This window comes from Kitasatospora sp. NPDC002522, assembly GCF_053595195.1.
In genome coordinates, this window is the sequence record NZ_JBSFXE010000040.1 from 40237 (window position 1) to 53211 (window position 12975).

10 protein-coding genes are annotated in these 12975 nt (G+C 74.3%); 2 read left to right on the forward strand and 8 right to left on the reverse strand.

Going from position 1 to position 12975, the window contains the following annotated elements; translation table 11 throughout:
* Nucleotides 1–105: 105 nt before the first annotated feature.
* Nucleotides 106–1449, forward strand: a complete 1344-nt coding sequence (locus tag ACWD4U_RS27880; RefSeq protein ID WP_363458324.1) for a cytochrome P450 — start codon at nucleotides 106–108, stop codon at nucleotides 1447–1449.
* Between the two features lie 13 nt (nucleotides 1450–1462).
* Here the strand turns inward: ACWD4U_RS27880 and ACWD4U_RS27885 are convergent, their stop codons facing one another.
* The 3 genes from ACWD4U_RS27885 to ACWD4U_RS27895 are packed head-to-tail and all read right to left on the reverse strand — an operon-like array spanning nucleotide 1463 to nucleotide 4599.
* Nucleotides 1463–2767 carry an AI-2E family transporter gene (locus ACWD4U_RS27885; protein ID WP_449787335.1) on the reverse strand — a complete coding sequence of 435 codons (1305 nt, stop codon included), beginning with the start codon at nucleotides 2765–2767 and terminating at the stop codon, nucleotides 1463–1465.
* 34 nt (nucleotides 2768–2801) lie between these two features.
* Entirely contained in the window at nucleotides 2802–2996 is a 195-nt protein-coding gene (locus ACWD4U_RS27890; protein WP_363458322.1) for a DUF3046 domain-containing protein, read from the reverse strand.
* Between the two features lie 55 nt (nucleotides 2997–3051).
* Nucleotides 3052–4599 (reverse strand): S8 family peptidase, encoded by a 1548-nt coding sequence (locus ACWD4U_RS27895; protein ID WP_363458320.1) that lies wholly within the window; start codon nucleotides 4597–4599, stop codon nucleotides 3052–3054.
* A 151-nt stretch (nucleotides 4600–4750) separates the two neighbouring features.
* Here ACWD4U_RS27895 and ACWD4U_RS27900 point away from each other — a divergent pair, with 151 nt between their 5' ends.
* Nucleotides 4751–9403: an ATP-dependent helicase gene (locus ACWD4U_RS27900; protein ID WP_363458317.1), complete on the forward strand. Its 4653-nt coding sequence runs from the start codon at nucleotides 4751–4753 to the stop codon at nucleotides 9401–9403.
* An 18-nt stretch (nucleotides 9404–9421) separates the two neighbouring features.
* On the opposite strand, the gene ACWD4U_RS27905 is transcribed toward ACWD4U_RS27900, so the two are convergent.
* From ACWD4U_RS27905 to rimO, 5 genes are all read right to left on the reverse strand, one after another.
* Entirely contained in the window at nucleotides 9422–9628 is a 207-nt protein-coding gene (locus tag ACWD4U_RS27905) for a hypothetical protein (RefSeq protein WP_363458314.1), read from the reverse strand.
* Between the two features lie 55 nt (nucleotides 9629–9683).
* Nucleotides 9684–10052, reverse strand: a complete 369-nt coding sequence (locus ACWD4U_RS27910) for a helix-turn-helix domain-containing protein (RefSeq protein ID WP_030457965.1) — start codon at nucleotides 10050–10052, stop codon at nucleotides 9684–9686.
* 280 nt (nucleotides 10053–10332) lie between these two features.
* Complete coding sequence (locus ACWD4U_RS27915; RefSeq protein ID WP_363458309.1) at nucleotides 10333–10827, reverse strand: CinA family protein; 495 nt, start codon at nucleotides 10825–10827, stop codon at nucleotides 10333–10335.
* Complete coding sequence (gene pgsA, locus ACWD4U_RS27920) at nucleotides 10820–11452, reverse strand: CDP-diacylglycerol--glycerol-3-phosphate 3-phosphatidyltransferase (protein ID WP_363458306.1); 633 nt, start codon at nucleotides 11450–11452, stop codon at nucleotides 10820–10822. The genes ACWD4U_RS27915 and pgsA overlap by 8 nt, the downstream gene beginning before the upstream one ends.
* On the reverse strand, nucleotides 11449–12903 hold the full coding sequence (gene rimO, locus ACWD4U_RS27925; RefSeq protein WP_363458303.1) for a 30S ribosomal protein S12 methylthiotransferase RimO: 1455 nt from the start codon (nucleotides 12901–12903) through the stop codon (nucleotides 11449–11451). The genes pgsA and rimO overlap by 4 nt, the downstream gene beginning before the upstream one ends.
* Nucleotides 12904–12975: the final 72 nt, after the last annotated feature.

Consider the following 12975-nt stretch of genomic DNA (forward strand, 5'->3'; position numbering starts at 1 on the left):
TCCACGTGACACGCGTACCGAACGGCCCGGGTTCAACGGCCGTCGCGTGAACCGCACCCGTGCCGCGCCCGTGTTCCCGAGTAGCGTCCAGCGAAGGGATCCGCCGTGGGCACCGCCACCACCGCCAGCTTCACCACGAGTCAGGCCACCGGAGGGCTCCCGGTCATCGGTCACGCACTGTCCTGGCTACGGGATCCGCAGGGCTTCGTACGGAGCCTGACCTCGCAGGGCGACCTGGTGCGGGTCAAGATCGGCCCGATCAGCGCGGTCGTGGTGTGCCACCCCGAGCTGGTCCACGAGTTGCTGCTCAACGACCGGATCTTCGACAAGGGCGGCCCGTTCTACGACCGGGCTCGCGAGTTCGCCGGAAACGGCCTGGTCACCTGCCCGTACGGCGATCACCGGCGGCAGCGGCGGATGATGCAGCCCATGTTCCAGCGGTCGAGGATCCCCGGCTACGCCGCGATGATGACCGCCCAGATCGCCGAGGTCGTCAGTGAGTGGCGCGAGCACGACGTCGTCGACGTCTCCCTCGCGACGCACGAGCTGGCGGCCAGGATCGCCGGTGCCACCATGTTCGGCTCGGCGGACGGGAAGGCGAACCGGCTCGAACTCTGCACCACCATCCAGCGGGTGTTGAAGGGCATGTACCAGCGGATGCTGACGCCGGCCCCGCTGGACCGGCTGCCCACACCGGGCAGGCTGCAGTACGACCGGGCGAACGCCCGGCTCCGCCGAATCGCGGGCGAGCACATCGCCGCCTACCAGCGCAGCGGCGTCGATCACGGCGACCTGCTCTCGCTGCTGCTGGCCGCGCGGGACGACGACGCCCAGCCGCTGAGCGAGGCCGAGGCCTACGACCAGATCGTCAACATCATGGTCGCCTCGATCGAGACCATGGGCTCACTGCTGGCCTCCGTCATGTACGTCCTGACGGCTCACCCCGAGGTGGAGCGCCGACTGCACCAGGAGGTGGACACCGTCCTGGCGGGCCGCGCGGCGACCTGGGAGGACATTCCCGACCTGGACTACACGCGGCGCGTGGTCACCGAGACGCTCCGGCGGTACACACCGGCCTGGTTCTTCACCCGGACGACCACCCGGGACGCCGTGCTCGGAGGACATGCGCTCGCCGCCGGCACCACGCTGATCTACAGCTCCCTCCAGCTGCACCTGAACCCGGACCTCTACCCCGATGCGGAGGTGTTCGACCCGGACCGCTGGCCGAACGATCGCGGCAGGTCGCCGCGGGGTGAGTTCATCCCGTTCGCCGAGGGCGCCCGGAAGTGCATCGGCGACACCTTCGCCATGACCCAGGCCGTGCTGGCGGTCGCCTCGATCGCCGCCCGCTGGCGCATGGCACCCGCCGACGGCCGTCCGGTCGCCTGGACGCGGGGGGCGACACTCGCGCCGCGCCGTCTGCGCGTGCGGCTGAGCGCCCGGGGGTGAAGCCGGAGCGCGGTCAGTCCCCGGGCCGTTCCCCGGAGCCACCCCGCTCCTGCTGGCCCGGGCCGCCCGACACCATCCGCCGCAGCCGCCGCACGGTCTGCCGGCGGCGCTCCCGCCGCTCCTCGCCGCGGTCGATCCGCGGGTCGTCCTCCACCTCGTATCGGCGCACGTACGTCCCCACGAAGCCCTGCAGGGTGGCGGCCACCGGGATGGCGATCAGCGCACCGACCGCGCCCAGCAGCGCCGCCCCCGCGATCACCGCGCCGAAGGCCACCGCCGGGTGCACGTCGACGGTCTTCGCGGTGATCCGCGGGTGCAGCAGGTAGTTCTCGATCTGCTGGTAGACGATCACGAAGCCGAGCACCCACAGCGCGTCCACCGGCCGCACGGTGAGCGCCACCAGCACCGGCAGCGCGCCCGCCAGGTAGGTGCCGATGGTCGGCACGAACTGCGACATCACGCCGACCCAGACGCTCAGCGCCGCCGCGTACGGAAGCCCGATGATCGCGAAGAACGCCCAGTGCCCGAGCGTGGAGACCAGTGCCAGCAGCGCCCGGGAGTACAGGTAGCCGCCGGTCTTGGCGAGCGCGATCTCCCAGGCCCGCAGCACCTCGCCCTGCTTGGACGGCGGCAGCAGCGAGCAGACGGTGCGCCGCACCCGCGGGCCCTCGGCGGTGAAGTAGAAGGTGAACAGCCCGACCGTGAAGGCTTGGAACAGTCCGCCGATGACGGTGCCGGTGACGCCCCAGACGTTGTCGGCGGCCTGCTGGGCGTACTTCTCGATGGTGCCGGAGTCCTTGAGCACCTGGTGCTGGAGCTGGTCGAGCGACAGGGTGGCGTGGAAGGTGTGGTTGATCCAGTCGATCAGGTCCTGCAGCAGCTGGGGCAGCCGGGTGGCGACCTGGCTGACCTGGTCGACCAGCAGGGTGCCGAGCGCGGTGAGGAAGCCGGCCACCGCGACGCCGAGGCCGATGAAGACCAGGAAGGTGCCCAGGCCCCGGCGCACCCCGCGGGCGGCCATCCGGTCCACCGCGGGCTCCATCGCCAGCGACAGGAAGAACGCCACCAGCAGCATCACGAACAGGTCGATCAGCTGGTGGAAGGCCCAGTCCGCGAGCTGGAAGAGGCCGACGCCGAGCAGCGCCAGCAGGATCGCCTTGGGCAGCCAGCGCGGCATCGCCCCGCCGCCGAGCTCGGCCCGGCGGAGCACCCGCGCCAGGGCGGGCGCGTCCGGCTCGCCCGGCTCGCCGCTTGGCGCGGCGCCCACGGCGGTCTGGTCGTCGGAGAATCGGTCCGGAGTCTCAGCGCTGCTCACCACCGGGCCAGTCTCGCCCACCTCCGGCCGAAACCGGTCAACGCAGCTGCGCCGACACCCCCTGCGTGAGGCAGACCACCCGCCAGACGTCCTTGGCCTCCCAGCCCGCGTCCAGCGCCTGCCGCACGGTGCGCCCGCCGAGTTCGGCCATCACGTGGTCCGAGGCGAACGACTCCGCGTACGCCTCGCCGAAGTGCAGGTACATCCGTCGCCAGAACTCGGTCAGCCTCATGCGCCCCAGTATCCAACGCCGCCCGCGGTGTCCCGTGTCGCCCGCGGGCGCCCGGTCAGCGCGGCAGGTCGAGCACGCCCGCGCCGTAGAACTCGCGGTCCTGGCAGCCGACCGGCAGCAACTGTCCGCAGCCGGCCGCGGCGGCCTGGGCGAGCGCCGTGGTGATCCTGTCGGGGCCCCAGTCGGGGTGCTCCGCGGCGACCACCGCGACCGCGCCGGTGACGTGCGCGGCGGACATCGAGGTGCCGGCCAGCGCGGCGTACTGCCCGCCCGGCCAGTCGGAGACGATCGCGCTCGCGGGGCCGCCGTCGGGGTCGCCGCCGGGCGCCGCGATGGAGATCTTGCCGCGCCCGTAGTTGCTGTACGAGGTGGGCAGGCCGCGCCGGTCGACCGCGCTGACCGTGACCACGCCGGGCAGCTCGCCGGGCAGCCGGATGCACTCGGTGCCCAGGTCGCGGTCCTGCGGAGGTCCGGAGGCGCGGTCGTTGGGGCTGCGGTGGTCGGCGCGCCCGGCGGTCAGGTCCTGCCCGTCGTTGCCGGCCGAGGCGACCACCACGGCGCCCTTGTGCTGGGCGTAGGCGACGGCCCGGCCGACGGCGGCGATCAGCGCGGCCTGGTCGGCGTTCTCCGGGCAGTTGTACTTCCACGGGTCGGCGAAGTAGCTGTCGTTGATCGCCTTGGCGCCGTGGTCGGCGGCCCAGATCATCCCGCAGACGATGTTCTCGGCGTAGTACTGGCCGAGCGGGCCGAGCAGCCGGACGGCGGCGATCCGCACGCCGGCGGCGACGCCGGTGACGCCGTGGCCGTCCCGGGCGGCGCCGACGATGCCCGCGACGTGGGTGCCGTGGCCGCTCTCGGTGACCCCGGGGTCGGGCCGCCAGGCGCCGCTGCGGGAGTCGGGGCGGCCGTCGGCGCAGGAGGCGGAGGCGGTCGGGTCTACGGCGGCCCGCAGGTCGGGGTGGGTGTCGTCGACGCCGGAGTCGAGCACCGCGACGGTGACCTTGGCCAGTTGCTGCGGGCCGGGCAGCGCGCCGGGGCGGGCCGCGGTGTGGACGGAGCTCTGGTCGACCACCGGGGCGCGGAGCAACGCGGAGTAGCCGGTGGCCCGGTCGGTGGCGCCGATCATGGCCAGGTTCCAGTCGCTCTGCTCGGCGGGGTCGGGGAGGGTGGCGGTGCTGTCGTCGGCGGCGTCGGCCGCCTTCGCGGCGGCGCTGACCACCCCGTGTCCGAAGGCGGCGCCGGCCAGCGGCCGCGGCGGGGAGGGCACGGCGGCGGTGCGGGTGGCGCCGACGGCGGCTATGCCGGGGCGCTCGCGCAGCTTGTCGGCGAAGGAGCCGCTGGCGTAGGCCAGCACCGCGCCGATCTGCGGGTAGTCCTGCACGACCTGGCCGCCGAGCGCCCGGGCCTCGTCGGCGGCGTGCCGGGCGCCGTCGGCGTCGGTGCGCTGGTCGAGCACCAGGTAGCTGAGGTAGCTGCCGCTCGCGCCGGTCACGTACGGCACGGCGCCGCCGAGTACCAGGGCGGTGAGCAGCGCCGCGCCGAGCACGCGGATGCTGCGGCGACGCCGGGGGGTGCTGCCGCGGGCCTGGCTCACCTGCTCCATCGCACGGTCTCCGCTCGTCAGGCAGGGCCGGACTCCGGAGGATCGAGTCCGAATCTTCACCATATGAGCGATTTGTACGATTTATCCTGTCGAAATGCGTCAGACGGTGGCCTCCCCGTGACCTGTCAGCGTGTCGCGGCACCATGGGGGCATGGCCTCCTCCGCCCCTGACCCGCTCGACGCCCCGCCCCCGGCCGACGCCGCGGACCCGCTGGACGGCTTCGCCCCGGCCACCCGGGCCTGGTTCACCGGGGCGTTCGCCGCGCCCACCGGCGCGCAGGCGCAGGCCTGGGCGGCGATCCGGCGGGACACCGACGTCCTGGTGGTCGCCCCGACCGGCTCCGGCAAGACCCTCGCGGCCTTCCTGTCCGCCCTGGACCGGCTCAGCGCCACCCCGCCGCCCGCCGACCCCAAGCGCCGCTGCCGGGTGCTCTACATCTCCCCGCTGAAGGCCCTCGCGGTGGACGTCGAGCGCAACCTGCGCGCCCCGCTGGCCGGCCTGCGGCAGGCCGCCGTCCGGCTCGGCCTGCCGGAGCCCGAGGTGCAGGTGGCGATCCGCTCCGGCGACACCCCGGCCGCCGACCGCCGCCGCTTCGCCACCCACCCGCCGGACATCCTGATCACCACCCCCGAGTCGCTCTTCCTGCTGCTCACCTCCGCCTCCCGGGAGGCGCTGCGCGGCATCGACACGGTGATCCTGGACGAGGTGCACGCGGTGGCCGGCACCAAGCGCGGCGCGCACCTGGCACTCAGCCTGGAGCGCCTGGACGAGCTGCTGGACCGCCCGGCCCGCCGGATCGGCCTGTCCGCCACCGTCCGCCCGGTCGAGGAGGTGGCCCGCTACCTGAGCCCGCAGCGCGGCGCGGCGATCGTCCAGCCCGGCGCCGACAAGCGCTTCGACCTCTCCGTCGTGGTGCCCGTCCCGGACCTCGCCGACCTGCCCGCCACGCCCGCCGACGAGAGCGACCCGCAGAAGCAGTCCTCAATCTGGCCGCACGTCGAGGAGCGGATCGTCGACCTCGTCCAGGCGCACCGCTCGACCATCGTCTTCGCCAACTCCCGGCGCCTCGCCGAGCGCCTGTGCAACCGGCTCAACGAGATCGCCTACGAGCGGGCCACCGGCGCGCCGCTGCCCGAGGCGCACTCCCCCGCCGACCTGATGGGCGGCTCCGGCGCGGCCGCGGGCGCCCCGCCGGTGCTGGCCCGGGCCCACCACGGCTCGGTCTCCAAGGAGCAGCGCGCCCTGGTCGAGGAGGAGTTGAAGGCCGGCCGGCTGCCCGCGGTGGTGGCCACCTCCAGCCTGGAGCTGGGCATCGACATGGGCGCCGTCGACCTGGTCGTGCAGGTCGAGTCGCCGCCCTCGGTCGCCTCCGGACTGCAGCGCGTCGGCCGCGCCGGGCACCAGGTCGGCGCGGTCTCCACCGGCGTGGTCTTCCCCAAGTACCGCGGCGACCTGGTGCAGTCCGCCGTGGTCACCGAACGGATGCGCGCCGGCCGGATCGAGGCGCTGCGCATCCCCCGCAACCCGCTGGACGTCCTCGCCCAGCAACTCGTCGCGATGACCGCCCTGGACACCTGGGACGTCGACGAGCTGCTCGCCGTCTGCCGCCGCGCCGCGCCGTTCGCCACCCTCCCGCAGTCCGCCTTCGACGGCGTGCTCGACATGCTGGCCGGCCGCTACCCCTCCGACGCCTTCGCGGAGCTGCGCCCCCGCCTGGTCTGGGACCGCGTCGCCGCCACCGTCACCGGCCGCCCCGGCGCCCAGCGCCTCGCCGTCACCTCCGGCGGCACCATCCCCGACCGCGGCCTGTTCGGCGTCTTCATCGCCGGCGCCGACCCCAAGAAGGGCGGCGGCCGGGTCGGCGAGCTCGACGAGGAGATGGTCTACGAGTCGCGCGTCGGCGACGTCTTCACCCTCGGCACCACGTCCTGGCGGATCGAGGACATCACCCACGACAAGGTCCTCGTCACCCCCGCCCCCGGCGTCCCCGGCCGGCTCCCGTTCTGGAAGGGCGACACCCTCGGCCGCCCGCTCGAACTCGGCCGCGCGGTCGGCGCGTTCGTCCGCGAACTCGGCGCGATGGCCCCCGAACCGGCGACCGCCCGGCTGCGCGAGGCCGGCCTCGACGAGTGGGCGTCCGGCAACCTGCTCGCCTACCTCGCCGAACAGCGCGCCGCCTGCGGCCACCTGCCCGACGACCGCACCATCGTGGTCGAGCGCTTCCGCGACGAGCTCGGCGACTGGCGGATCGTCATCCACTCCCCGTTCGGCGCCCAGGTGCACGCCCCGTGGGCACTGGCCATCGGCGCCCGGCTGCGCGAGAAGCACGGCCTGGACCCGCAGGTGATGCACGCCGACGACGGCATCGTGCTGCGGCTGCCCGACGCCGACCTGCTCGCCGACTTCCCGTCAGCCACCACTACCTCGTACGGCAGTAGCGCCCCGCCCGCCGACGACGCCCCGGTCGGCGCGGACGCCGCGGTCTTCGAGTCCGGCGAGATCGAACGGCTCGTCACCGACCAGGTCGGCGGCTCCGCCCTGTTCGCCGCCCGGTTCCGCGAGTGCGCCGGCCGCGCCCTGCTGCTGCCCCGCCGCAACCCCGGCAAGCGCACCCCGCTCTGGCAGCAGCGCCAGCGCGCCTCCCAACTCCTCGAGGTCGCGGCCGAGTACGGCTCCTTCCCGATCGTCCTGGAGGCCGTCCGCGAATGCCTGCAGGACGTCTTCGACGTCCCCGGCCTGGTCGAGCTGATGGGCGATCTGGAGTCCCGCGCGGTACGCCTGGTGGAGGTCACCACCCCCGAACCCTCGCCGTTCGCCCGCTCCCTGCTGTTCGGCTACGTCGCCCAGTTCCTCTACGAGGGCGACTCCCCGATCGCCGAACGCCGCGCCGCCGCCCTGTCGTTGGACTCCCGGCTGCTCTCCGAACTGCTCGGCCAGGCCGAACTGCGCGAACTCCTCGACCCCCAGGTGCTCGCCGACCTGGAGGCCGAACTCCAGCGCCGCACCCCCGAACGCCGGATCAAGGACGCCGAGGGCGTCGCCGACGCACTGCGCCTGCTCGGCCCGCTCAGCGAGGCCGAACTCACCGAACGCGGCGCCGAACCGCTCTGGGCCCTGGAGCTGGAGTCCGCCCGCCGCGCCATCCAGGTCCGGATCGGCGGCATCCTGCGCTGGGCCGCCGTCGAGGACGCCGGACGCCTGCGCGACGCCCTCGGCACCCCGCTGCCCGTCGGCGTCCCCGAGGCCTTCACCGAGCCCGTCAAGGACCCGCTCGGCGACCTGCTGGCCCGCTACGCCCGCACCCACGGCCCGTTCACCGCCCAGCAGGCCGCCGACCGCTTCGGCCTCGGCAGCGCCGTCGTCACCGGCACCCTGCACCGCCTCACCGCCGCCGGCCGCCTGGTCCAGGGCGAGTTCCGGCCCGACTCCACGGCCGTGGCCCCCGAATGGTGCGACGCCGACGTCCTGCGCCGCCTGCGCCGCCGCTCCCTGGCCGCGCTGCGCCACGAGGTCGAGGCCGTCCCGCCGAGGGCCCTGGCCGCCTTCCTCCCGCAGTGGCAGCACCTCGCCGGGCACCGCCTGCGCGGCGCCGACGGCCTCTACCGGGTGGTCGAACAGCTCCAGGGCACCGCCCTGCCCGCCTCCGCGCTGGAGAAGCTCGTCCTGCCCGCCCGGCTCGCCGACTACTCCCCCGGCCTGCTGGACGAGCTGATGGCCGCCGGCGAGATCGGCTGGTCCGGCGCGGGCGCCCTGCCGGGCAAGGACGGCTGGATCAGCCTCCACCTGCCCGAGAACGCCCACCTGCTGCGCCCCGAGCCGCTGCCGCTCACCCCCGGCCCGGTCCACACCGCCCTGCTGGAGGCCCTCACCGGCGGCTACGGCGCGTTCTTCCGCCAGCTCGCCGAACGGGTCCCCGACACCCCCGACGCCGAGATCGTCGAAGCCCTCTGGGACCTGGTCTGGGCCGGGTACGTCACCAACGACACCCTCGCCCCGCTGCGCGGCCTGCTCGGCTCCGGCCGCACCGCCGGCTCCACCGCGCACCGCGCACCGCGCTCCACCCCGCGCGGCCGCTACAGCGGCGCCGCACGCGGCCTGTCCCGCCCGGCCTCCCGCTCCGGCCCGCCGACGGCCGCGGGCCGCTGGTCCCTGCTGCCGTCCTTCGGCGGCGACCCGACCGTCCGCGCCGCCGCCCAGGCCCAGGCGCTGCTCGACCGGCACGGCATCCTCACCCGCGGCACCGTCGCCGCCGAACGCGTCACCGGCGGCTTCGCCGGCGTCTACCGGGTGCTCGCCGCGTTCGAGGAACGCGGCAAGGCCCGCCGCGGCTACTTCGTCGAGGGCCTCGGCGGCGCCCAGTTCGCCATGGACGGCGCCGCGGACCGCCTGCGCTCCGTCAACTCCCGACTGGAGCGCGCCACCGGCGACTGGTCCTCCACCGCCCCCGCGGAGGCCCCGCAGGCCCTCGTGCTGGCCGCCGCCGACCCCGCCAACGCCTACGGGGCCGCGCTGTCCTGGCCCGAACCCCCCGCCGACACCACCGCCGCCCACCGCCCCGCCCGCAAGGCCGGCTCCCTGGTCGCCCTGGTCGACGGCGAGCTGGTCCTCTACCTGGAGCGCGGCGGCAAGTCCCTGCTCGCCTGGACCACCGACGAGGCCCCGCTCACCGCCGCCCTCGCCGCGCTCGTCCCGCCCCTCACCATCGAACGCGTCAACGGCCACCCGGCCCTCACCAGCCCGCTCGGCCCCCACCTCGAAGCCGCCGGCTTCCACGCCACCCCGAAGGGCTACCGCAAACGCTGACGCGCAGCGCGGGACGCGTCATTCGTCCGCTTCGCGATCCTGCCGACGGGTGACCGGGGGCTCGGGCTGTTGCCGGGCGTGCACCGGGATCAGCCCCATCCCCCACCAGCCCGCGGCGAGCATGCCGAGGGCGGCACCGCCGTGAATCGCGGTGCCGCCCGTCAGCAGCAGTATCAAGCCCAGGCCGGCCAGTGCCGACGTACCGAGCAGCAGTGCACTTCGCATCGCGGACCCTCCTTCACCCGGCGCCCCGCGTCGTGGCGGGGCGGTCGAGGTCCGGTCAGGCCGCCACCACGTCCATCGCCGCCTTGGGCGAGATGGATCCGGACCGGTCGACGCCGGGGGCCGGCAGCGGAACCGGTTCGAGCACCGGCCTCAGCAGATCACCCTCGGAGAGGGTGGCCATCGCCGCAAGTTCGGCGAGCGACAGTTCGTCGCTGACCTCGCGCATGACCTCCGACATCCGCACGTCCAGCGCGTCGCAGATGGCGGAGAGCAGCTCGGAGGACGCCTCCTTCTGACCCCGCTCGACCTCGGAGAGGTACCCGAGCGAGACTCTGGCAGCTGCCGACACCTCGCGGAGTGTGCGGCCCTGGCGCTGGCGCTGCCGACGCAGCACATCGCCCAGCAGGCGACGGAGCAGAATCATCGGTGCCTCCCTCCTCGGACTGCGGATCGAGATGTCACGACCCCACCGTACCGCCTTGTCTGCATCCCGTGCGGGGACCGGGGTCGTGTTCACTCTGGGCTGCAAGGCGTCCCCTCCCCTGTTCTTCCCCATCCTGGCCGCCGAACCACCCGTGACGGGCAGATGTCCGGCACCGGTCGGGATTCCGACGGGATGTCGTCCTGCTGTTCCTGCCAGCCGGAGCATCCGGTGTAACACGATCCTCCGCTTGATGCCGCGCCTTCGCGGTTTTCCGCAAAGCTCAGCGCGGCCGGGCCTCGGGCGCTAGCCGTTCCAGCAGCAGCTCCAGAGCGGCGGCCACCGACCCCTGTCGGATGGTGGCACGCCCCCCCGACAACCGGAGCGGCCTGGCTTCTGTTCCCGCCGGGCCGGCCAGCGCGACGTGGACGGTGCCGACGGGCTGCCCGTCCTGCGGGTCGGGGCCGGCCACGCCGGTGGTGGCGAGGGCGTAGTCCGCGCCGAGCAGCCGCCGCGCGCCCTCGGCCATCTGCCGGGCCACCACGGGGTGGACCGGCCCGTGCACGGCCAGCAGGCCTTCGTCGACGCCGAGCAGCGAGGCCTTCAGCTCGGTGGCGTACGCGGTGACCGAGCCGCGGAAGACCGCGGAGGCGCCGGGCACGTCGACCAGCGTGGCGGCCAGCAGCCCGCCGGTGAGCGACTCGGCGACCGCCAGCGTCGCGCCCTCCGCCTTGAGGGCGTCGAGCGCCAGCGCCGCCAGGCCCGCCGGTTCACTCACCGGCGCGCTCCCGGGCCAGGCCCTCGCGGCGCAGCCGGACCGCCTGGACGACGTAGTCCAGGCCGGTGGCGAGGGTGAGCACGACCGCGACGCCCATCACGACGGCGCGGGCGGTGGCCAGCGGGCCGGTGAGCACCAGGACGTACATGCCGACCGCGATGCCCTGGGTGAGGGTCTTCAGCTTGCCGCCGCGGCTGGCCGGGATGACGGCGTAGCGGATCACCCAGAACCGCATCAGCGTGATGCCGAGTTCGCGGGCGAGGATCACGGCGGTGACCCACCAGGGCAGGTCGCCGAGGATCGACAGGCCGACCAGGCCGGCGCCCATGATCGCCTTGTCGGCGATCGGGTCGGCGATCTTCCCGAAGTCCGTGATCAGGCCCTTGCGGCGGGCCAGTTCGCCGTCGAAGACGTCGGTGATCATCGCGATGGCGAAGGCCGCCCAGGCGAAGGCCCGCCACTTGGGGTCGTGCCCGCCGCCGGCGAAGAGCAGCGCGACGAAGACCGGGACCAGCAGCAGCCGGAACATGGTCAGCACGTTGGCGATGTTCCACACGCCGGGCGGCGGGGGTGCGGCGGCCGGGGTCGGCCGGGTGGCGGCCGGGGCCCCCGGCCCCTTGGTCATACGTCCGCTCCGGTGGCCTGCAGCGCCTCGGCGACCAGGTCGACGCCCTCGGTGCCGATGACCTCGGCGCGGTAGAACCGGCCGACGACCGGGTTCTCGACGCCGAGCAGCGTGGTCAGGCCGTCGGTCTCGGGGGCCTGGTGGGCGGCGCGGCCCTCGACCACGCCGTCCTCGACGGACTCCACGAGCACGGTGACCTCGCTGCCGATGCGGGCCTCCGCGCGCTGCGCGGTGAGCTCCTCGGCGAGCCGGGAGAGCCGGGCGACGCGCTGGTCGACGACGTCCTGGTCGATCTTGCCGTCGTAGCCGGCGGCCTCGGTGCCGTCCTCGTCCGAGTAGCCGAAGACGCCGATGGCGTCCAGGCCGGCGTGGGTGATGAACCGTTCCAGCTCCGCGTAGTCCTCCTCGGTCTCCCCGGGGAAGCCGACGATGAAGTTGGAGCGGGCGCCGGCCTCGGGGGCCTTGGCGCGGATCGACTCCAGCAGGCCGAGGAACTGCTCGGTGCTGCCGAAGCGGCGCATCCGGCGCAGCACCGCGGGCGCGGAGTGCTGGAAGGAGAGGTCGAAGTACGGCACCACCTTGTCGGTGCCGGTCATCGCGTCGATCAGGCCCGGTCGCATCTCGGCGGGCTGCAGGTAGCTGACCCGGACCCGCTCGATGCCGTCGACGGCGGCGATCTCGGTGAGCAGGGTCTCCAGCAGGCGGATGTCGCCGAGGTCCTTGCCGTACGAGGTGTTGTTCTCGGAGACCAGGACGACCTCGCGGACGCCCTCGCCGGCCAGCCACACGGCCTCGTTCAGCACGTCGCTGGGGCGGCGGGAGATGAACGAGCCGCGGAAGGCCGGGATGGCGCAGAACGAGCAGCGGCGGTCGCAGCCGGAGGCGAGCTTGATCGAGGCGACCGGGGAGGCGTCCAGGCGCTTGCGCAGGGTGCGCGGGCCGGAGGCGGGGGCCACGCCCTCGGGGAGGTCCTCGGGGGCGCCGTGGCCGGGCAGCGCGACCGCCGCGGCGGCGGCCTGCCGCTCGACCGGGGTGAGCGGCAGCAGCTTGCGGCGGTCGCGCGGCGTGTGGGCCTCGACGTGGCCGCCGGACAGGATGGTGTTCAGGCGGGTGGAGATGTCGGCGTAGTCGTCGAAGCCGAGCACGCCGTCGGCTTCGGGGAGGGCGTCGGCGAGCTCCTTGCCGTAGCGCTCGGCCATGCAGCCGACCGCGACCACGGCCTGGGTGCGGCCGTGGCCCTTGAGGTCGTTGGCCTCGAGCAGGGCGTCGACGGAGTCCTTCTTCGCGGCCTCGACGAACCCGCAGGTGTTGACGACGGCGACGTCGGCTTCGCTGGCGTCGTCCACCAGCCGCCAGCCGTCGGCCTCCAGTCGCCCGGCGAGTTCCTCGGAGTCCACCTCGTTGCGGGCGCATCCGAGCGTGACCAGGGCGACAGTGCGGGGTTCAGGCATGACGCCAAGATTAACGCGCGCCCCCCGGTGGCGTTCCCCCCGGAGGGCGCGAGCCTCGATCAGGAGGCCCGG